The organism is Ruegeria sp. F12 (assembly GCF_056533885.1).
The window spans coordinates 91,455-111,182 of sequence record NZ_JBQFOV010000009.1 but is presented as its reverse complement, the minus strand read 5'-3'; the positions used below and the strand labels follow the sequence as shown (position 1 = coordinate 111,182).

At 60.5% G+C, this 19,728-nt stretch carries 19 protein-coding genes; 12 read left to right on the top strand and 7 right to left on the bottom strand.

Going from position 1 to position 19,728, the window contains the following annotated elements; genetic code table 11:
• Positions 1-74 precede the first annotated feature (74 nt).
• From ACR0CA_RS13495 to holA, 4 genes are all read left to right on the top strand, one after another.
• Complete coding sequence (locus tag ACR0CA_RS13495; RefSeq protein WP_480899629.1) at positions 75-566, top strand: DUF3576 domain-containing protein; 492 nt, start codon at positions 75-77, stop codon at positions 564-566.
• Between the two features lie 72 nt (positions 567-638).
• Positions 639-3,293, top strand: coding sequence for a leucine--tRNA ligase (leuS, locus tag ACR0CA_RS13490; protein WP_480899554.1), 2,655 nt, complete (start codon positions 639-641; stop codon positions 3,291-3,293).
• Complete coding sequence (locus tag ACR0CA_RS13485) at positions 3,280-3,771, top strand: LPS assembly lipoprotein LptE (protein WP_170774815.1); 492 nt, start codon at positions 3,280-3,282, stop codon at positions 3,769-3,771. Before leuS ends, ACR0CA_RS13485 begins: the two co-directional genes overlap by 14 nt.
• Positions 3,768-4,796: a DNA polymerase III subunit delta gene (gene holA, locus ACR0CA_RS13480; protein ID WP_480899552.1), complete on the top strand. Its 1,029-nt coding sequence runs from the start codon at positions 3,768-3,770 to the stop codon at positions 4,794-4,796. Before ACR0CA_RS13485 ends, holA begins: the two co-directional genes overlap by 4 nt.
• Here the strand turns inward: holA and ACR0CA_RS13475 are convergent.
• Positions 4,793-5,968 carry a TIGR03862 family flavoprotein gene (locus ACR0CA_RS13475; protein ID WP_480899550.1) on the bottom strand — a complete coding sequence of 392 codons (1,176 nt, stop codon included), beginning with the start codon at positions 5,966-5,968 and terminating at the stop codon, positions 4,793-4,795. The genes holA and ACR0CA_RS13475 overlap by 4 nt on opposite strands.
• A 45-nt stretch (positions 5,969-6,013) precedes the next feature.
• Between ACR0CA_RS13475 and ACR0CA_RS13470 the strand changes: the two genes are divergently transcribed.
• The gene (locus tag ACR0CA_RS13470; RefSeq protein ID WP_480899548.1) at positions 6,014-6,310 is read left to right on the top strand and encodes an HNH endonuclease; all 297 of its coding nucleotides are present in this window, start codon (positions 6,014-6,016) and stop codon (positions 6,308-6,310) included.
• On the opposite strand, the gene ACR0CA_RS13465 is transcribed toward ACR0CA_RS13470, so the two are convergent.
• From ACR0CA_RS13465 to ACR0CA_RS13455, 3 genes are read right to left on the bottom strand one after another with little or no spacing between them, the layout of a single operon-like run.
• Positions 6,311-7,048: a VOC family protein gene (locus tag ACR0CA_RS13465; RefSeq protein ID WP_480899546.1), complete on the bottom strand. Its 738-nt coding sequence runs from the start codon at positions 7,046-7,048 to the stop codon at positions 6,311-6,313. It lies immediately after the preceding gene.
• The gene (locus ACR0CA_RS13460; protein ID WP_480899544.1) at positions 7,045-7,653 is read right to left on the bottom strand and encodes an enoyl-CoA hydratase/isomerase family protein; all 609 of its coding nucleotides are present in this window, start codon (positions 7,651-7,653) and stop codon (positions 7,045-7,047) included. The genes ACR0CA_RS13465 and ACR0CA_RS13460 overlap by 4 nt, the downstream gene beginning before the upstream one ends.
• The gene (locus tag ACR0CA_RS13455) at positions 7,650-8,393 is read right to left on the bottom strand and encodes an SDR family oxidoreductase (RefSeq protein ID WP_170774826.1); all 744 of its coding nucleotides are present in this window, start codon (positions 8,391-8,393) and stop codon (positions 7,650-7,652) included. Before ACR0CA_RS13455 ends, ACR0CA_RS13460 begins: the two co-directional genes overlap by 4 nt.
• Before the next feature lie 140 nt (positions 8,394-8,533).
• Between ACR0CA_RS13455 and ACR0CA_RS13450 the strand changes: the two genes are divergently transcribed.
• From ACR0CA_RS13450 to lpxK, 5 genes are all read left to right on the top strand, one after another.
• Positions 8,534-10,057, top strand: a complete 1,524-nt coding sequence (locus tag ACR0CA_RS13450) for a DUF2125 domain-containing protein (protein ID WP_170791243.1) — start codon at positions 8,534-8,536, stop codon at positions 10,055-10,057.
• A gap of 188 nt (positions 10,058-10,245) precedes the next feature.
• Positions 10,246-11,592 (top strand): TldD/PmbA family protein, encoded by a 1,347-nt coding sequence (locus ACR0CA_RS13445; protein ID WP_170791245.1) that lies wholly within the window; start codon positions 10,246-10,248, stop codon positions 11,590-11,592.
• On the top strand, positions 11,579-12,379 hold the full coding sequence (locus tag ACR0CA_RS13440) for an inositol monophosphatase family protein (RefSeq protein ID WP_170791247.1): 801 nt from the start codon (positions 11,579-11,581) through the stop codon (positions 12,377-12,379). Before ACR0CA_RS13445 ends, ACR0CA_RS13440 begins: the two co-directional genes overlap by 14 nt.
• A complete protein-coding gene (locus ACR0CA_RS13435) occupies positions 12,376-13,611 on the top strand; it encodes a 3-deoxy-D-manno-octulosonic acid transferase (RefSeq protein ID WP_480899541.1) in 1,236 nt (411 codons plus the stop codon). Before ACR0CA_RS13440 ends, ACR0CA_RS13435 begins: the two co-directional genes overlap by 4 nt.
• A complete protein-coding gene (gene lpxK, locus ACR0CA_RS13430) occupies positions 13,598-14,596 on the top strand; it encodes a tetraacyldisaccharide 4'-kinase (protein ID WP_480899539.1) in 999 nt (332 codons plus the stop codon). The genes ACR0CA_RS13435 and lpxK overlap by 14 nt, the downstream gene beginning before the upstream one ends.
• Before the next feature lie 38 nt (positions 14,597-14,634).
• On the opposite strand, the gene ACR0CA_RS13425 is transcribed toward lpxK, so the two are convergent.
• Together ACR0CA_RS13425 and ACR0CA_RS13420 are read right to left on the bottom strand one after the other, a co-directional pair.
• On the bottom strand, positions 14,635-15,291 hold the full coding sequence (locus ACR0CA_RS13425) for a DsbA family protein (protein WP_170774838.1): 657 nt from the start codon (positions 15,289-15,291) through the stop codon (positions 14,635-14,637).
• A 14-nt stretch (positions 15,292-15,305) separates the two neighbouring features.
• Positions 15,306-15,812 carry a DUF721 domain-containing protein gene (locus tag ACR0CA_RS13420; RefSeq protein WP_480505241.1) on the bottom strand — a complete coding sequence of 169 codons (507 nt, stop codon included), beginning with the start codon at positions 15,810-15,812 and terminating at the stop codon, positions 15,306-15,308.
• An 81-nt stretch (positions 15,813-15,893) separates the two neighbouring features.
• Here ACR0CA_RS13420 and mutY point away from each other — a divergent pair, with 81 nt between their 5' ends.
• Together mutY and ACR0CA_RS13410 are read left to right on the top strand one after the other, a co-directional pair.
• A complete protein-coding gene (gene mutY / locus ACR0CA_RS13415) occupies positions 15,894-16,949 on the top strand; it encodes an A/G-specific adenine glycosylase (protein WP_480899536.1) in 1,056 nt (351 codons plus the stop codon).
• A gap of 57 nt (positions 16,950-17,006) precedes the next feature.
• A complete protein-coding gene (locus ACR0CA_RS13410) occupies positions 17,007-18,143 on the top strand; it encodes an alkane 1-monooxygenase (protein WP_480899534.1) in 1,137 nt (378 codons plus the stop codon).
• Positions 18,144-18,203: 60 nt separating this feature from the next.
• Here ACR0CA_RS13410 and ACR0CA_RS13405 read toward each other — a convergent pair whose 3' ends face one another.
• Positions 18,204-19,604, bottom strand: a complete 1,401-nt coding sequence (locus tag ACR0CA_RS13405; protein WP_480877249.1) for an adenylate/guanylate cyclase domain-containing protein — start codon at positions 19,602-19,604, stop codon at positions 18,204-18,206.
• Positions 19,605-19,728 lie beyond the last annotated feature (124 nt).

Here is a 19,728-nt window from a genome sequence, read left to right as displayed (position 1 = left end):
CTTGTTGCGGCACCTGACCTTGTCTAGGAGTATCTCTGAACGAGTGAGACCCAATGATACAGGACCCTTCGACGATGCGCCCGCAGACGATTTTCGGTTTGATCCTTGTGACCACCCTGGTCTCATCTTGCGGGTTGGGCAACTCTGAACCACCGAATCCAAACCTGCAGCTGACGTCGGATGGCACCAGCTCTTCCGAGCGCGAATTGAACGACCCGAATCGCTCGACGATCTGGGATGTGTTCGATACCGCTGATGCCGAGCAGGTCACCAATGTGAATCGCTACCTGTGGTCGGCGTCTCTGGACATTCTGAACTTCTTACCTGTCGAAGAGGTGGACCCCTTTACCGGTGTAATCGTAACGGGTTACGGCACACCTCCGGGTGGTGGTCGTCAATATCGCGCCACAGTGCATATCAGTGATCCGGCCCTCGCGGCGCGTTCGCTTTCGGTATCGCTTCAAACCAGCGGAGGCGCTCCTGTCAGCGCTGCAACCACGCGCGCGGTTGAAGATGCAATCCTGTCGCGGGCCCGTCAGTTGCGGATTGCGGACAACAAGCTCTAGCCACCCGCTGCAAATCACAATATTACCACGCCGGGCTCTGTCCCGGCGTTTTCATTCACGAAGGACCGCACGATGTCGCGCTACTCGGCCAACGAAATCGAAGCAAAATGGCAAGAGGCCTGGGACAAGGCCGGAATCTTTGCCGCTAATCACAAGGCGGACAAGCCGAAATACTACGTGCTTGAGATGTTCCCCTACCCGTCTGGCCGAATCCATATGGGACACGTACGCAACTACACGATGGGCGACGTGATCGCGCGGCACAAACTGGCGACTGGGCACAACGTGCTGCATCCAATGGGCTGGGACGCATTCGGGATGCCTGCCGAGAACGCTGCGATGGCTATCGGCGGCCATCCCAAAGACTGGACCTACGGCAACATCGCCGACATGCGAGGGCAAATGAAACCGCTTGGCCTGTCGATCGACTGGTCGCGCGAATTCGCCACTTGTGACCCGGAATATTACGGCCAGCAACAAGCGTTGTTTCTGGATATGCTTGAGGCCGGGCTGGTCTATCGCAAGAACGCCGTGGTGAACTGGGACCCAGTCGACATGACTGTTCTGGCCAATGAACAGGTGGAAAACGGGCGCGGCTGGCGCTCGGGCGCTCTGGTCGAGCGGCGTGAACTGACCCAGTGGTTCTTTAAGATCAGCGACTATTCCGAAGAACTGCTCGGCGCGCTGGACACACTGGAAAACTGGCCCGCCAAGGTGCGGTTGATGCAGGAAAACTGGATCGGCAAGTCGCGCGGCCTGCAGTTCAGCTTTGAACGCACCGATGGGGCCGAGCCGATCACCGTCTACACAACCCGCCCCGATACGCTGATGGGCGCGTCTTTTGTGGGTATCTCGCCTGACCACCCGATTGCCAAGCAGTTGGAGGCTGAAAACGCCGAAGTCGCTGAATTCGTAGCCGAATGCCGCAAGGGCGGCACCACCGAAGAGGCGATCGAGACAGCAGAAAAGCTGGGCTATGACACTGGCATCACCGTCAAACACCCGCTGGACCCGAATTGGGAACTGCCGGTCTGGATCGCGAACTTCATCCTGATGGATTACGGCACCGGCGCAATCTTTGCCTGCCCAGCCCATGACCAGCGTGATTTGGACTTTTGCCGCAAATACGGTCTGCCGGTGGTCGATACGTTCTTTGCTCTGGACGATGACACCCCGGTGGACAAGATCGCTTTCGTTCCGCCGAAAACCGAGAAAGTCCGCTGGGTGAATCACTTCGCCGGCCTCACTGAGGCGACGGGTGATGAGGCCATCAACACCACCGTCGATTTCGCCGAAAAGGCGGGCTGGGGCGAAGGTGTCACCAAATATCGCCTGCGCGACTGGGGTCTGAGCCGCCAGCGCTACTGGGGCTGCCCGATTCCCGTGGTGCATTGTGATTCCTGTGGTGTGGTGCCCGAAAAGAAAGAGAACCTACCAGTTCGCCTGCCCGACGATGTGACATTCGACAAGCCCGGCAACCCGCTGGATCGTCACCCGACCTGGCGCGACTGCGAATGCCCGAAATGCGGGGCCCCGGCCAAGCGTGAAACCGACACTATGGACACGTTCGTCGATTCGTCGTGGTATTTCGCCCGTTTCACCGCGCCTCGTGCCGAAACCCCGACCGATCTGGCCGAGGCCGAATACTGGATGAACGTGGATCAGTATATCGGCGGCATCGAACATGCGATTCTGCACCTGCTCTATTCGCGCTTCTTTGCGCGGGCCATGCAGATCACCGGCCACCTGCCGAAGAAAGCCATCGAGCCGTTCAACGCCCTGTTTACCCAAGGCATGGTCACGCATGAGATCTACTCAACTGTAGACGTAGTGCCTGATAGCGATCCGAACGAGATTCTGCGCGGTAAGAAATTTACCAAATATCACCTGCCAGAAGATGTAATCGTTGGGCACTGGGGCGAGCTTTATTGCGGCGTTCTAAAACAAGACTACGATAACGGAATCTCTTTCGGCGAAAATGCAGCCGTCGCTAAAATGAAGGATCCGAGTCGTTTGGTCGAGATCATCCCTTCGGCCAAAATGTCCAAATCTAAGAAGAATGTGGTGGATCCGGTCAGCATCATCTCGGCCTTTGGCGCAGATACCGCGCGCTGGTTTGTGCTGTCCGATTCGCCGCCCGAACGCGACGTGGAATGGACCGCATCCGGGGCCGAGGCCGCCTTTAAGCACCTCAGCCGCGTGCATCGCATCGCCACTGAGATCGCCGAATCCGATGCGCCCGCCAATGCCGAGGATGAAACCCTGCTGCGTGAAATGCACAAAGCCATTCATGATGTGTCAGGCGGGGTCGAATCCTTTGGTTTCAATGCCTCGATCGCCAAGCTTTACGCCTTTACCAATACACTTGCGAAATCCAAGGCGGGCGCAGCTGCCAAACGTCAGGCGGCCAAAACACTGGCGCAGCTGATGTCCCCGATGACCCCGCACCTGTCAGAAGAGCTGTGGCAATTGCTGGGCGGTGAGGGGCTGGTTGCCACCGCCGCGTGGCCCGTCGCAGATGAGGCGATGCTGGTCGACGATACTGTCACCCTGCCCATTCAGATCAACGGCAAGCGCCGCGCGGAAATCAACGTTCCGCTGGAAATGGACAAGGCCGAGGTTGAAAAAATCGCGCTCAGCACCGAAGCTGTGCAAAAGGCGCTGGATGGCAATGCGCCGAAAAAGGTGATCGTTGTACCGGGCCGGATCGTGAATGTCGTTGTTTGACCGCAGAACCCTGTTGATGCTGCCGCTGGCACTCGCTGCCTGCGGCTTTGAACCGGTCTATGCCCCCGGTGGCGCTGGCGCGGCTCTGGACGGGCGTGTCACAGTATCGGCGCCGAATTCAACCAACAGTTTTCTGCTGGTCCAGAATCTGGAACAACGGCTGGGCCGCAGTGCAAATTCGGGTAACGCCTATAATCTTGATGTCGATGTCTCGACTGTAGTTCGTTCTGCCGCGATCACCCAGACCAACGAGACCAACCGTCTGAATATCGAAGGCACCGCGACCTACGCGCTGCGGTCGAATGAGACCGGGCAGATTTTGGCCTCGGGCCGGGTGAACAATTTCGTCGGCTATTCCGCAGCCGGTTCGACCGTGTCGACTCTGGCGGACGAGCGGGATGCGATGCAGCGGCTGATGGTGATTCTGTCGGACCAGATCGTAACCGAGCTTTACACCGTCCCGGGACTTGGCACATGAAGCTCAGCCCACGCGAGGCTGAGGGGTATTTTGCGCGGCCTGACGCCGACAAGCTTGGGTTGCTGATATACGGCTCGGATGCGATGCGTGTGGCGTTGAAGCGCCAGCAGGTTCTGGCGGCCCTTCTGGGCGCAAATGCCGAAGAAGAGATGCGCTTGACGCGGATGCCCGGCAGCGATCTGCGCGGCGACCCGGCCCTGTTGCTGGATGCAGTAAAAGCCGTCGGGTTCTTTCCCGGCCCACGCGCCGTGTTTGTCGAGGACACCACCGACGTGGCCGCCCCTGCGATCCTTGCAGCCTTCGAGGATTGGGCGCCTGGCGACGCTCAGATCATCGTCACCGCCGGGCAGTTGAAACCCAGCTCGAAAATCCGCAAGGCCTTTGAAGCGCACCCTTCTGCCTATGCGGTCGGCATCTACGACGATCCACCATCGCGGGCCGAGGTCGAACGGGTTCTGTCCACGGCCGGGTTGAAGAACATCCCGTCCGATTCCATGTCGGCGATAACCGAACTTGCAGCCGGAATCAGCCCCGGTGACTTTGCGCAAACCATTGAAAAGCTGTCCCTATACAAGCGCGGAGACAGTTCGGACCTGACCATCGAGGATATTGAAGCTTGCGCCCCACGCTCGACCGAGGCCGGGTTGGATGACGTTCTGAACGTGGTGGCCGAGGGCCGTGCAGGCGAAATCGGTCCGCTGATCCGCCGCTTGCAATCGCAGGGCACCAATGCGGTGACTTTGTGCATTGGGGCCACCCGGCATTTTCGTACGCTTTACGCCTGTGCGTCCGACCCTGGTGGGGCGGCGCAGGGTATCGGCAAGCTGCGTCCGCCGGTCTATGGCAAACGGCGCGACCGGATTCTGCGGCAGGCGCAGGGATGGGGCGCGCCAAAGCTGCAAACCGCGCTGACCGTTCTGACCGATACGGACCTGTCCTTGCGGTCCGCCGGTCAAACCGCACCCGCCATGGCATTGGTGGAACGCGCCATGATCCGCCTGGCAATGCTGGCCCGGTCGCGTTAGCGCGCCAACCACTGCACGGCCCCACGCCCGGCCCAGCACCCTGTGGCGAGGCACGCGGTCAGAAGATATCCCCCCGTCGGGGCCTCCCAATCCAGCATCTCACCCGCGCAGAACACGCCGGGTTTGGCCGTTAGCATCAGGTGGTCATCCATGGCGCCTCGCTGAACCCCACCTGCGGTTGAGATCGCCTCGTCCATCGGGCGCAACTGCGCGCCAAGGATGGGTAGGTGTTTGAGCGACGCCGCTTCGTGCCCTTGCGGCACACCTGCTTGCTTGAACATCTCATGAAACAACGCGATTTTCTGCGGCGGCAGTTTCAGAGCCTTTTTCAGCCATTGAGACAGCGTGGTTTTCGCGCTTTTTGCCTCAAACCTCGCCTGCAGAGCTTTCGCATCCAGATCGGGCACCAGATCGACATAAAGATCCACCCCCCTACGCAGCGCCGGAGTCAGCGAATACAGCCCGCCGCCTTCCAGCCCGGTGGCAGAGATCGTGGCCTCACCCCTGCTGTGCAACTCTCCGGCAATCCAGCGCACCGATTTCAGTGCGTTGCCGAAGTGCGGCTGCATATGAGGGCTCCACGCCACCGACAGAGCAGAGTTCGCCGGTTCGAACGGGGCCAGCGCCACGCCTTTCTCTGCTAGCATTTTCGCCCATTGCCCATCTGATCCTAGCCGCGCCCAACTGGCCCCGCCCAGCGCCAGCACGGTCGCGTCGGGTTTGATAACCTGAGGCCCCTCAGACGTATCAAAGCGCAACGCGTCGCCGTCCCAGCCCAACCAACGCCAGCGGGTTCTGATCTGCACACCCGTCTCGTCCAACCGCCGCAACCAGCCCCGCAACAGCGGCGAGGCTTTCATCGCGCAGGGAAACACCCGCCCGGTCGAACCGGTGAACAGCTCTTGCCCCAACCCTCGTGCCCAGCCCTGCACTGCGACGGCGTCGAACTCGGCCACGATCGGACGCAGCCAATCGGCCGCGCCATATGCGGGCATCAAATTCTCGAACGTCTCATCCTTGGTCAGGTTCAAGCCGGATTTGCCTGCCATCAGAAACTTGCGCGCGACCGAAGGCTTGGCCTCGGCCACCAACACGTCGTGACCTGCTGCGGCAAGCTGCTCTGCCGCCATCAGACCCGCAGGCCCGGCCCCGATTACAACTGCGTTTGCCATTGCTGTCCTCTTGCCTTTCACTCGCTCCGAGGCACAGTCTGCCCCATGTCCGACCGCGACCCCATCTGCCCACTATGTGACCGCCCCATTCCTGACGGGGGCGGAAGCCTGCACCATCTGATCCCAAAACTCAAAGGGGGCAAGGGCGGGCCCACGGTTTTACTGCACGTGATCTGCCACAAAGAGATCCACGCCACCCTGTCCGAAGCCGAACTGGCCCGCAATTTCAACACGGTCGAGGCCCTGCGCACCCACCCTCGAATTGAGAAGTTCCTGAACTGGGTGCGTAAACGCCCGCCCGACTTTCGCTCAAAAGTTCCGGGCAAGCGGCGGGGGCGTTGATCAACCCGGCCAGACGCGATCCCCAAACGCATCGTGGATAGGGGCGGGTAGCCCTTCGACCTCGATCCCGCGATAATCCGGCGCGGGCGCGAATTGCGCACCTGCCACGTTCTGGAATTCCAAGGTCGTGTAGGGGCGTTTCCACAGCCATTCCCGGTTCGCCACGGCCCACGGATCGGCATCCGGGGGCGTTTCGTCGGTGAAGGCATAGAAATGCAGATCGAACCCATACTGGGCAACATCCTGCATCGACAAAAGGCGCATGCCCTGCGCGCGGCAGAACCTGTCCTCGGCCCCGATATCGCCTGTGCGCAGGGTGATCTGACCGATCCGGGCCTGCGCAAAAGGATCACTGGGGTCCGCCGCGTTGTCCGAGCGGTTGCCCTCAAAATCATGTTGCAGCAGTTCGATGACAAACCCCTCGGGGTCGGTCAGGTGGCACATATAGCCGATGTCCAGAAACTGCCGAGGGGTCGAGACCTCAACCCCCTGTCGCCGCAGATAGGCTGCTGCCAGATCGACGTCGGGAAGGGTAATGCCAATCTTCCAATAGCGCTGCCCTTGGTCGTGGCTATAACCCCCACCGCCGGGCATCAGCAGCAGATCGGCATCTTCGCCCGCATATCCCAGACGCAGGCTCACCCCCTGTTCTTGCGCGCGCATGCCCAAAAGCCCAGTGTAGAACGCGGACAGGCGTTCAGGGTCCGCGACCCGAAGACGGATGGCAGATAATCTCATGGGCAAAGCTCGGCAATTCCAGCCGCGATTTTCGGATCGGCGCTCAGGCTATCTACCACCAGATCCCGCGCCGTCTGCATCAATACGTCAGGTTCAACCACACGGTCGACCAGACCGAAAGCAAAGGCTTCATCCGCTGCGATCTTTTGCCCGGCCATCAAGATCATCTTGGTCCGAGACGGCCCGATCAGCGCCGCCATACGACTCGGATCAGAGGGTTGAGGCAAAAATCCCAGCTTCATGACCGGGTAGAAAAACTTGGCCGTAGGCACGGCAATGCGGATGTCACAGGCCAGAACCATCCCGTTGGCCCCGCCTGCCAGCGTCCCGTTCAGGGCCGCCACGGTCAGGCATGGCAGCGCTGCAATGGCTCCGGACAGACGTTCCCACAAATCCGAGGTTGCCAGCCCTGCCCGCGCCTCATCCAGATCGGCACCAGCGCTGAACACCTTGCCCGCACCGGTCAGGATCAAGGCGCGTGCCTCTGTCGCGGCTTCGGCAATTTCACAAAGTTCGGTCAGCATTGCCCCGGTCAGCGCATTGGCCTTTCCGGGGTTGTTCAGCGTAACGGTCCAAAGCCCGTCCGCCTTACTTAACTCAATCACGTCAGACCTACCCGTTGTCGAATATCCTCGCGGCGTAGCGATATCTCATCACCCAGAAACTCATCGGCGTCCTTGGTGCACATCCATAGCAACGCGCGCGCGGGCCAATCGGCGGGGATGTGATCGCTCCACTCCAACTGGCTGACGGCGTTGATGCCGCTGGCCTTGATCACGCGCTGCATATCCGTGGCCACAGTACCCGGAGATAGCCCCATCGCGCGGATGCCGTGAATAGATTCCTCAAGATGCAAACACTCGGTCAGCATCTTCGCCCCGGCCTTGGAGGCGCAATAGTGGCTCCACGCCTCAATCGCGTTCGAGGCCGCGCCGGACGAGATGGTGATCACCGTCCCTCCACCGGCTGCCCGCATAATCGGCAACGCGGCGCGCATCCCGTAGAAAACGCCCTTGAGGTTAATATCGATCGCCTTACCCCAAGCCTCGACATCGGCATTCGACAGATGAAAGATCGGATCAATCACACCCGCATTGCCGATCAGCACGTCCAGCCCGCCAAAGCGGTCCACGCAATCGGCTACGGCCTGTTCGACCTGTGCAAAATCGCTGACGTCACATTGCAACGCAATCGCATTCTCCCCCAGCGAAGCCGCCAGAGCATCGATCTGGTCCCGGTTGCGCGCAACAAGGGCGACATTCGCCCCGGCCGCGGCAAAAACGCGCCCTGCTTCGGCCCCGATGCCGCGACTGGCCCCAGTTATCAGTACGGTTTTTCCTTGCATGTGGACCCTGTACCTCCGTTGTTTTGAGATTGTGTAAACCTCTACCTCGCTAACGGGGAAAGGGTCCAGCCCTTGCCCCTTGACGCCCGACGCCACAGGCACGACGATGCCCGCAAAATTGATCAAGAAGGGTTCTTGTAATGTCCGTTTTCCTTCGCCGCAGCAGCGGCGCTGTTTTGGCCTATGCCGTCATTTCCCAAGGCGCGTTTGCCGATGTTACTGCACAGGATGTGTGGAACGACTGGCAAAGCTATCTGTCCCAGATGGGCTACACGGTCGAGGCGCAGCAATCAGCCAATGGCAATGTACTTAGCATCACGGACATGAACCTAAACATGGTTCTGCCCGAAGAGGACAGCAGTTTTAAAATGCAGGTCCCGCAGATGACGCTGACCGAAAACGGCGATGGAACCGTCAGCATTTCCCTGCCCGAAACTCTGCCGATGACTGTCTCGGGTGAGGGTGAGGGCGAGGCGTTCTCGGCCAAGATCCTATACACCCACAAAGGTCTGAACATGGTCGTGTCGGGCAGCCCGGATGAGATGACCTATGACTACACCGCCGACACGCTGGGGATCACGCTGGACGAGATAACGGCCAATGATGAAACTCTGCCCAGCGACGTTTTGGGTGTGGCCGTACAGCTAGCCAATCTGGCAGGCAGTTCACGCATGAAGATCGGTGAAAACCGCGATATAGACCAGACCTTCACCGCCAGCGCACTCAGCTATGATCTGGCCTTCGACGACCCTGAAAACGACGATACCGGCAAGATCGACGGCAAGTTGGAACAGCTTGCGTTTGAAGGCACCAACGTCATTCCGTCGAATTTCGATGTCTCGGACCCTCTGGCCTTTTACCAAAATGGTTTCGAATTCTCGGGGCTGTTTACCTATGCCTCCGGCAAAACGGCCATCGCGGGCACCTCGGACGGAGAAAGCTTTGACATGAGCAGTTCCTCTGAGGGGGGGCGGTTCGGGGCCAGCTTTGACGCGCAGCGTCTGGCCTATGATCTGGAGCAGAACAGCACCAAACTGGCAGTGACCACGGCAGACCTGCCTTTCCCGATCGAGATTGCGATGGCCAATGCCGGGTTGAAATTCGAATTCCCGGTGCAGAAATCCGAAGAAATTCAACCGTTCGGCTTTGCCTTCAACCTGACCGATTTCACCATGTCGGACGTGTTGTGGAGCATTTTTGACCCCGCAGGTGCGCTGCCGCGAGATCCAGCCACCATTGCTTTGGATACGGCGGGCACTGCAAAAATCCTGACAGATTTCTTCGACCCCGAGGCAGTCGAGTCGCTGGCCTTGTCCGAAGACGCGCCGGGTGAGTTGCATTCGCTGAAGATCAACGAGCTGCTGGTGTCTCTGGTCGGTGCAAAACTGACCGGTGAGGGCGACTTCACCTTCGACAACACCAATACGCAAGAACTGGGCGGCCTGCCCACACCTGTCGGCAGCACTACATTGCAACTGGTCGGGGCCAATAAGTTGATCGACACGCTGATCAGCATGGGATTGGTTGCGGAAAGCGATGCCCTGGGCGCACGGATGATGATGGGTCTGATGGCCGTTCCTGGCGAAGAACCCGATACGCTGAATTCCAAGATCGAATTCACCGAGGATGGCCAAATTCTGGCCAATGGTCAGCGCATCAAGTGACCTGCACTGTCAGAGGGTGGTCATCACCTGCCCTCTGACGTCCTTTCCGGTTCGAACCCGGTGACGATTTTCCATTGCCCTGAAATGCGCCCTGCGTTCACGCAACTTCGTTGTGCCCAATGGCATTGGGGGCCTTGCGGGACGCCCGGTCCGGGGCTAGGTCCAATACAACCACACCCGGAGGCCCCATGACCCGCGCACTTGAAGAAATCAGCCAGAACCTGCTGGATGCGGCCCGCAAAGCGGGGGCCGAGGCTGCCGATGCCATTATATTGGACGGCTCCTCCGTGTCGGTCGAGGTGCGCGCCGGGGCGTTGGAACACGCCGAACGGTCGGAAGGTACCGATCTTGGATTACGTGTGTTTCTGGGCAAGCGACAGGCGATCGTATCCAGCTCGGACAGCCGCCCCGAGACCCTGACGGCAATGGCCGAACGTGCTGTCGCCATGGCGGGTGAAGCCCCCGAGGACCCCTTTACCGGCCTCGCCGACCCAGACCAGCTTGCCAAAACCTGGGACATGCAGGCGCTGGAGCTGTTTGATCCCACCCCCGAACCCACGGCCGAAGCCCTGTTGCAGGACGCATTGGCCGCCGAGGCTGCGGCGCTGGCTGTTGACGGGGTGTCTCAGGTCTCGGATGCGGCGGCGGCCTATGGGACGCACCGGGTGCATTTGGCAGCCAGCAATGGATTTTCCGGCGGTTATACTCGGTCCAGCCGGTCAACATCCTGCGTGGCGATCTCGGGCGAAGGCACCGGGATGGAGCGGGACTATGATGGTGACAGCCGCACCTTTCAGACCGATCTGCGCGCACCCGACGAGATCGGCCGCACCGCCGGGGAGCGTGCGGTTCAGCAAGTGGGTGCACGGAAACCAACCACCGGCACCTTTCCGGTTCTGTTTGACGAGCGCATCTCGTCCTCGCTGATCGGGCATTTGCTGGGGGCCAGCAACGGCGCAGCCATTGCGCGCGGCGCATCCTGGCTGTCGGATTGTCTCGGCGAACAGGTTCTGCCCGAGCGTATATCGCTGATCGAAGACCCGCATCGCCCGCGCATTGCCGGATCCCGCCCGTTTGACGCCGAAGGCCTGCCAACCCGACGCCGGGCGATTGTCGAAAACGGCGTTCTGACCGGGTGGACCTTGGATCTGGCCAGTGCGCGCAAGTTGGACATGACCTCGACGGGTAACGCTGCTCGCGGGGTCTCGGGGCCCCCGTCTCCCAGCAACTGGAACCTGAGCCTGACGCAGGGTGATCAAAGCAGGGCTGACCTGCTGCGCGATATGGGAACCGGGCTTTTGGTGACGTCGATGATCGGGTCAACCATCAACCCCAATACAGGCGACTATTCCCGCGGCGCATCAGGCTTTTGGGTCGAAAATGGCGAGATCACCTATCCGGTCAACGAATGCACCATTGCGGGCAATCTGCGCGACATGTTGAAACGGATCGTTCCGGCCAATGACGCCCGCCCCTATCTGTCGCGCGTGGTGCCGTCGTTGCTGATCGAAGGGATGACACTTGCCGGCAACTGACCTGCCCCTGCTGATCGACGCCGCATTGGAGGCCGGAAAGATCGCTACCCGCTATTCGGGCACCACGGCCCAGCGCTGGGACAAACCCGGCGGCGCGGGCCCGGTGACCGAAGCCGATCTGGCGGTGAACGCGATGCTGGAGCAGAAGCTGCCTGCTGCCCGGCCCGGCTATGGCTGGCTCAGCGAAGAGACCGAGGATTCCCAAGCGCGGCTTACAAAAGACCGGGTGTTCATCATCGACCCCATCGACGGCACGCGCAGCTTTGCCGAAGGCTCGCGGACCTGGGCACATTCGCTAGCCGTTACAGAAGGCCAAGAAGTTACGGCAGCTGTTATATACTTACCCCGCCGCGACCTGCTTTTTGCGGCAGCCAAAGGGCAGGGAGCAACGCTAAACGGCACCGCAATACGCGTGTCTGGCATCGACGATCTGAACAGCGCTGAAGTTCTGGCAGCCAGACCAAATATGGACGCCAGCCATTGGCGCAATGGCACAATTCCCGGCTTTCAGCGCAACTACCGCCCGTCGCTGGCTTATCGCATGGCTACGGTTGCGCAAGGGCGGTTCGACGGGATGCTGACGCTGCGCCCAAGCTGGGAATGGGATATCGCCGCCGGTGATCTGATCATCCGCGAAGCGGGCGGAGTGTGTTCCGACCGATTGGGCGGGCCGCTGCGCTTCAACAACCCGCATCCCCGCCTAAATGGGGTCGTCGCTGCAGGGGCCGCCTTGCACAGCCGTATAACCAACATGCTGGAGCCGGAAAGCACCGGACCCTGGTCATGACCAAGACGCGCTCGATGAGCTTGACGGCCTATCGCGTCCTGTCTTGGGGGGTGTCCAGCGCAGGAGACACCGCCTACGCCCCACGCCCCGGGGGTGAATTGATCTGGATACATATCGGCGCACGGGATCGGCAGCGGGCAGTGGTTGATTTTTGTCAACGCCTGCAACAGGTCCGACCCGATCTGTCGATCCTGTTGACGGCCCCGCCGGATGCAGATCTGTCTCGCTGGCCGTCGGGCGACTTTCCCCTGATCAACCTGCCATCCGAACAGACCGGCGCCGCGCGCGCCTTTCTAGAGCATTGGCGCCCAGATATCGGCCTTTGGATTGGCGGCGGGCTGATGCCCAACCTGATCACGCGGGCGCAGGAAAGGGGCATCCCTCTGATCCTTGCCGAAGCCGCATATCACTTCAACATCGCACCGGGTGGACGCTGGCTGCCAGACCTGACCCGACTGACCTTCGACAGTTTCACCTCCATCCTAACCACGAATAACGAAGCCGCCCGGCAAATCCGCCGGCTGGGTATCTCGTCCTCGAAAGTGGGCACAGCTCCGCCCCTTCTGGTCAGCCCCAACCCCCGCCCCTGGCCTGAGGATGAGTTGATCGAGATGACGCATGCCCTGTCTGGTCGCCCCGTGTGGCTGGCTTCCTGGGTGCAGGACAAGGAATTCATCTCGGTTCTCAGCGCCCATAGGCAAGCGACCCGAATGCTGCCCAGGCTGGCCCTTGTGCTGCATGTCGCGGATATCTACGAGGCAGCCCCGCTGCACCGACGGCTTGAGGCGATGGACCTGCGCTGCGTCAACTGGGATGAAGGCGGAACAATCGAGGACAACACGCAGGTGATCCTGTCCTCGGATGCCGAAGCTTTGGGTCTCTGGCAGCGCGTTTCGGCCGTGACCTTCATCGGCAGCACGCTAGAGCGGGGGTCAGGCGGGCAGGATCCGTTGATTGCGACTGCCCTGGGCTCGGCGGTTATTCACGGCCCGTTTGTACATCAACACCAACAGATATACGATCAACTTGACCGGGTGGGTGCCGCAAGAGTGGTCAGAAGTGCAACCGAACTGGGCGACGCTGTTGTGGAAAGCCTGGCCCCGGACCGCGCCGCCGATATGGCGCTGGCCGGATGGCAGGTCGTAACCGAGGGCGCACCGCAGGCGGATCGCCTGATCGAATTGGTGCAGGACACATTGGATCGGCGGGGATCAGATCATGCAGGCACCTGATTTCTGGCACACCGCACCTGACCGATTGGCAATCCGGGCACGACTTCTAGCTCCGCTTGGGGGACTTTACGCGGTCGCAACCGCCCGGCGCGTTGCGGCCCAGCCGGGTCTAACACCCGGCGTACCAGTGATCTGCGTTGGCAACCTGAATGCGGGCGGCACCGGGAAGACCCCCACCGTGATCTGGATGATCGAACAGTTGCGCGATGCGTGGCATCAGACCCATGTGGTCACACGCGGCCATGGCGGATCGCTGGACGGGCCGGTGCGCGTTGATCCGGGCAAGCATACCGCAGCCGAGGTCGGGGACGAGCCGCTGTTGCTGGCCGCCTTTGCCGATGTCTGGGTGGCAAAGGACCGCGCCGCCGGGGCCAAAGCCGCCGTCGAGGCCGGAGCGACGGTGATCGTGCTGGATGACGGGTTTCAAAACCCCTCGGTCGCCAAGGATTTCTCGGTCATCGTGGTGGATGCCCAGCGCGGGTTCGGCAACGGGTTGTGCCTGCCTGCCGGACCGTTGCGCGAACCGGTCGATGTGGGCCTGAAACGTGCCGATCTCGTCCTGTCACTAGGGGATGCCGCCGCGCAGACCGAATTCACCAACAGATGGGGGCTGAAGCTGACCGTTCCCCACGCCACGGGTGTGGTCGAGGCGCTGCAAACCGGGATGGACTGGGCCGACACGCCGGTTCTGGCCTTTGCCGGGATCGGCCACCCGGAGAAGTTCTTTGCAACCCTGCGCCAGCAAGGCGCAACCCTGTTGCGGGCCGAAGCACTGGACGATCACCAGCCACTGACCCCGGCGTTGATGACCCGGTTGGAAAATGAGGCGCGCCTGCTCGGTGCACAGATGGTCACGACCGAGAAAGACGCCGTCCGCCTGCCCGCGGCGTTCCGCAGCAAGGTCATCACCCTACCCGTTCGCCTAAAGGTCGCGGACAGCGACAGGGTCAAACAAATGCTCTTGCAAGTTGCCCCATCGCCCTAAAAATCGACCAGCCCAAAAGGGCCGGTCGCCATACAGGCTTAGCTGCCCAGCTCGTCTTCGATCAGCTTCTTGAACGCGTCATAGGACTGGTTCTCGACCGCTTTGCCGTTCACGATAAACGACGGAGTGGCCTGAATGCCGTCACGCTCGGCGTTTTCCTGGTACCAGGCCACCAATGTGCGGGCACGATCGCCATCCTGAAGACAGGCTTCAAGCTGGTCATTGTCGATCCCGGCCAGACGCCCGATCTTGCGCAGTTCATCCACGATCTCAGCCGGGCCACCCGCGCGGGTCCACTCGGACTGGCCTTCATAGATCAGATCCGAGATGCCAAAGAACTTGTCAGGACCCGCACAGCGCGCCACCATCGACGCCCACAGGCCGTAGCGGTCGAAATACACCTCGCGGTAGACAAACTTGACCTTGCCGGTGTCGATGAAATCCTTCTTGAGTTGCTTGTACGGCCCTTTGTGGAAATTCGCGCAATGCGGACAGGTGTACGAGGCATATTCGATGATCTCGACCGGCGCGTCCTCGGCCCCCAGGGTCATCTCGACGATGGTCGAGGTGTCCAGCTCGGCCTCTTGCGCCTTGGCGCTGCCGATCAGCGAAAATGACGCGTTTGGTGACGACAGCAAAAAGCTGCCTGCGGCAATGGCGACGGCCGCGCAAATTCCGGTTGCAATACGGCTCATGTATCAGCCCTTTCTCAGCGTTTTTGTTTGGATAGAACGTTACGACCCAGACGTTCAAGGGCTGCACGCAGGTCGCCATCATGGACGTCTTGCGCTGCCCGGTCCGCCTCGGCCGCGATTTCCGGTTTCAGTGTGGGTTTCACCACTTTCGGTTTGTGATCGAAACTGGCCTGCCCCTCGGCAAATCCTGTCGGAGCGGTCTGGGTGATGCGCACCCGGCTGATGGCGTTATAGCCATAAACCGCGTTCACTTTACCGCGCAGCTGTTCCTTTTGCATCTCAAGCATCGGGGCTTGCGGGCCGGTGGTCAGCACGGTTAGCGTCGCCCCCATGCCGCCTTTGCCATAGCCCACGTTCACAGGGCGCGCGATGGCAGCCATGTCCTGCCCCACGATCTCGGCCCAATGGGTCAACAGGCGCGACACGGCAAAGCCCCGGCTTTCACCGGCGCGTCTGATCTGATCGCTCAGCAATGTCGCGGTGCGTTTGAACCCGCGGGTCGAAGAACGTCTGCGCTGCATCTGGTTTCCAACTCCTGCGCCACTATTGTAGAGGGCAGGACACCGGGCGCCAGCGAAACCCGACAGGGAGATGATTAAAAATTGCGTGACACAGGCGAATTTGACGTCAGCAACGAATTGCTGGCCTGGTACGACCGCCACGCCCGCAAGATGCCGTGGCGCGTCAGCCCCGCTGACCGCGCCGCCGGAGTGCGGCCCGACCCCTATCGCGTCTGGCTGTCTGAGGTGATGCTGCAGCAGACCACCGTGGCCGCCGTGCGTGACTATTTCATGCGGTTCACGACGCGCTGGCCCACGGTGCAGGCGCTGGCCGCGGCCCCCGATGATCAGGTCATGGGCGAATGGGCCGGGCTGGGCTACTACGCCCGCGCCCGCAACCTGCTGAAATGCGCGCGAGCGGTGGCTGAAGATCACGACGGCATCTTCCCAGACACCTATGACACGTTGCTGGCCTTGCCCGGCATCGGCCCTTATACCGCCGCCGCAATCTCGGCCATCGCCTTTGACCGCCCCGAAACCGTGCTGGATGGGAATGTCGAACGCGTCATGGCCCGGCTCTACAACATTCACGACCCGCTGCCCGGCTCGAAACCTGCGCTAAAGAACAAAGCCGCAACGCTGACACCTGACGTACGACCCGGAGACTACGCGCAGGCTGTCATGGATCTGGGGGCCACGATCTGCACGCCCAAATCACCTACCTGCGGGATTTGCCCGCTGCGCGATCCCTGCCTGTCGCGCAAGGCCGGAACGCAGGCTGACCTGCCGCGCAAAACGCCCAAAAAACCAAAGCCCACGCGCTATGGCCATGTCTATATCGCCCAGCGTAACGATGCCGCGCTGCTGCTTGAGCGTCGCCCGGACAAAGGCCTGCTGGGTGGGATGTTGGGCTGGCCCGGATCAGATTGGTCGGATGCGCCAGCCGAGACACCGCCCTTCCCGGCGGATTGGCAGGCACTGCCCGGCGAGGTGCGCCACACCTTCACCCATTTCCACCTGATTCTGCGCGTCTGGACCGCCCCCCTGCCGGAAGATCTAGCCCCGAATGACCTGATCATCATGGACAAACACACGTTCCGACCCAAAGTTCTTCCAACTGTGATGCGCAAGGCGCTTGACCTCTGGCTCGGGCAGTAACAGGTTTTTCAAAAAGGCCTCTGGAGCATCCCAGAAGCGGTCATTCGGAGTTGGCGCATGATTTCATCCGGCACCCTGTCCCGCTGGCAATCAGCGCTGCCCTTCTGGGTATCCTTCATGCTGATTCCCATAATTTGGATATCGGCCACCCTTGGTGGCTGGTGGGTTCTTCTTGTGCCGATTTTCACCTGGTGGGCCTTTGCCATACTGGACCTGCTGACCGGGCTGGAGCTGAACAACGCGGACCCCGACACCCCTGACAAAGGCCTGCGCTGGTACATCCTGCTGACCAATATCTGGGTCCCGGTGCAGTTCATCACGCTGTTCGGTCTGATCTGGTTTGCCACTCATACTGATCACCTGTCCTTGGCGTCCAAGATCGGGTTGTTCTTCGGCATGGGTGTCATCTCTGGCACAATCGGGATCAACTACAGCCACGAACTGATGCATCAAAAAGGCCGGTTCGAGCGTTGGCTGGGCGATATTCTTCTGGCCATGGTCCTGTATTCGCATTTCCGGTCCGAGCATCTGCTGGTGCATCACCGCTATGTCGGCACCCCTCGAGACCCAGTAACCGCCCGCTTTAATGAAGGGTTTCACCGCTTTTATCCCCGCGTCCTGCGGCAGTGCCTGACCTCGGCCTTCAGGGCCGAGCGCGACAAGCTGGCGCGGAAAGACCGCCCATGGACGGACGCTTCGAACCCCTTCTGGCGCTATTGGGTGTTGCAGGGCGGTATGGTGCTGCTGGCTCTTGGGGTCGGAGGGTGGTCCGGCGTCGCCCTGTTCCTGCTTCAGGCCGGTGTCGCGATCTGGCAGCTGGAGTTGGTCAACTATGTCGAACATTACGGCCTGACCCGCAAGCATCTGGGCGATGGGAAATACGAACACGTCAAGCCGCAGCATTCCTGGAATGCATCACAAAAAGCGTCAAACTGGCTGCTGATCAATCTGCAACGGCATTCGGACCACCACTATAAACCCAATCGCCGTTTTCCCCTTTTACAACACCATTCCGAAGATGCTGCCCCGCAACTGCCTTACGGTTACCCTGTGATGACCGTCGCCGCCATGATCCCGCCCGTTTGGCGGCGCGTCATGAATCCGCGCGTTCGCGCCTGGAGACGCCACTACTACCCCGAGGTCAGCAACTGGAAACCCTACAACAAATCGCTAAACCCATTGCCTCGGGCGTGACCGCAGCGCGCGCCCGCGCGCTGCCTGGCCCAACGATCTGCCTTGCATCTATGATGCAATTCAGATCGGCGGAAGCGCCCGCATCACCCAGATATCCATGGGGTGCTCAACCCCGCGCACGGTCTGGCCCGGCAGCTTTTCAAACCCCTCTGTCAGGGTCGCGGCATTGTGTCCTTCCATTGTAAGCTGGCTGCAAACCTCGTCGCTCAATATCACCTGAGCCATTTTGACTCGGGTCAAAGCCTCGAGCTTGGCCGCCACATTGACCGCGTCTCCGATCACTGCAAATTCCAGCCGGTTCGCGCCGATATCGCCCAAAACCACCGGCCCATAGTGCACTCCGATACCCACATGGATTTCCGGCTCACCCGCGCGGCGCCTGTCAGTATTCCATTGATTGATCACACGGGTCATGTCGCGCGCGCAGGCCACCGCATTGCTGGCATCCAAAGGCGTCGGCACCGGCGTGCCAAAGGTCGCCATCAACCCGTCGCCCAGATATTTGTCCAACGTGCCATGATGGCGAAACACTTCAGTTTCCATACGCGCATGAAACCCGCGCAGCACCTCGATCACTTCATAAGGATCACGACCCGCCGCGTATTTTGTAAAGCCCACGATATCAATAAACAGAACCGCAATACTCTCTTTTCGCACCTGCTTCAGCGGTTCGTCATTCTGGCTCAGCTCATCCACCACATTGGGCGAGAAATAGCGCGACAGGTTTGCCCGTTCCCGCTCAAGCCCGGCGTTTGTCATCAGCAAGCGATTCAGCCGCCTCATCGAAATGCCCAGCGTGACCGCGACCATGATAAAAACAACCACCTGCTGAATGCGTTGCGAGGGCATAAAACTGTTTGGGTCCATCAACTCAGCTACATCCGGGTACTCCGCTAATGCTTCGGCAACGCGCTCGCTGATACCAGGGAACGGCGTGGCGACCCACCATGCAATGATCCAGCCAACGGTCCACATCATCGCGGTCCAGGACCCGATCGCCACAACCGTCCGCCAAGAATAAGCCAATGTCCCGGCGGCCAGAATGATGAAGAAATACTGGAAGTTGTCGAACCGGTACTGCATCGCCAACGGGCGCACATCGTCACTGAATGGGTTCGGGACGATCATCCCCAGCGTCATGATTAGAAGGTCCACAAAGATCAGCAGCAACTCGGTCCGCGACTGCCCGACCTGCCCCGCCCGTCGGATCAACCAGCCATTGGCGCAGATCAGCAACAGGATGAAATGGTACCACAACACCTCCCAATGAGGGTTCAGGAATACCAGCAGAATGCCGGTCAACCCCATGGCGATCCAACGTGCGCGTACCGCCAGCTCCAGTCCTTCTCGCTTGTGTCTCTCTAGCGCGGCCTCGGTGTATTTGTTGTCCAAGTCGACCGGATCCGGGCGAGTGACGAAAAACCGGCTGAAGCGGGATTGACTGGCTGTGGTGTCCGACATGGCTGAGGCTCCCTCGGTGCGCGGCGGGCTTTGCAGAATTCATATAGAAGTGAGAATGTGATGAAAACAAAAGACCCCGCCGAAGACCGGCGGGGCAAGGCTTAGTGCCTTGTGTCAGGCCACA

Bases quoted from the DNA above. Each gene is read 5' to 3' on its own strand.
- leuS (WP_480899554.1), top strand. From the start codon at position 639: ATGTCGCGCTACTCGGCCAACGAAATCGAAGCAAAATGGCAAGAGGCC.
- ACR0CA_RS13495 (WP_480899629.1), top strand. From the start codon at position 75: ATGCGCCCGCAGACGATTTTCGGTTTGATCCTTGTGACCACCCTGGTC.
- ACR0CA_RS13450 (WP_170791243.1), top strand. From the start codon at position 8,534: ATGTCCGTTTTCCTTCGCCGCAGCAGCGGCGCTGTTTTGGCCTATGCC.
- holA (WP_480899552.1), top strand. From the start codon at position 3,768: ATGAAGCTCAGCCCACGCGAGGCTGAGGGGTATTTTGCGCGGCCTGAC.
- ACR0CA_RS13425 (WP_170774838.1), bottom strand. From the start codon at position 15,291: ATGAGCCGTATTGCAACCGGAATTTGCGCGGCCGTCGCCATTGCCGCA.
- ACR0CA_RS13465 (WP_480899546.1), bottom strand. From the start codon at position 7,048: ATGAGATTATCTGCCATCCGTCTTCGGGTCGCGGACCCTGAACGCCTG.
- ACR0CA_RS13455 (WP_170774826.1), bottom strand. From the start codon at position 8,393: ATGCAAGGAAAAACCGTACTGATAACTGGGGCCAGTCGCGGCATCGGG.
- ACR0CA_RS13420 (WP_480505241.1), bottom strand. From the start codon at position 15,812: ATGCAGCGCAGACGTTCTTCGACCCGCGGGTTCAAACGCACCGCGACA.
- ACR0CA_RS13405 (WP_480877249.1), bottom strand. From the start codon at position 19,604: ATGTCGGACACCACAGCCAGTCAATCCCGCTTCAGCCGGTTTTTCGTC.
- ACR0CA_RS13475 (WP_480899550.1), bottom strand. From the start codon at position 5,968: ATGGCAAACGCAGTTGTAATCGGGGCCGGGCCTGCGGGTCTGATGGCG.
- lpxK (WP_480899539.1), top strand. From the start codon at position 13,598: ATGCAGGCACCTGATTTCTGGCACACCGCACCTGACCGATTGGCAATC.
- ACR0CA_RS13445 (WP_170791245.1), top strand. From the start codon at position 10,246: ATGACCCGCGCACTTGAAGAAATCAGCCAGAACCTGCTGGATGCGGCC.
- ACR0CA_RS13435 (WP_480899541.1), top strand. From the start codon at position 12,376: ATGACCAAGACGCGCTCGATGAGCTTGACGGCCTATCGCGTCCTGTCT.
- ACR0CA_RS13485 (WP_170774815.1), top strand. From the start codon at position 3,280: ATGTCGTTGTTTGACCGCAGAACCCTGTTGATGCTGCCGCTGGCACTC.
- ACR0CA_RS13470 (WP_480899548.1), top strand. From the start codon at position 6,014: ATGTCCGACCGCGACCCCATCTGCCCACTATGTGACCGCCCCATTCCT.
- ACR0CA_RS13410 (WP_480899534.1), top strand. From the start codon at position 17,007: ATGATTTCATCCGGCACCCTGTCCCGCTGGCAATCAGCGCTGCCCTTC.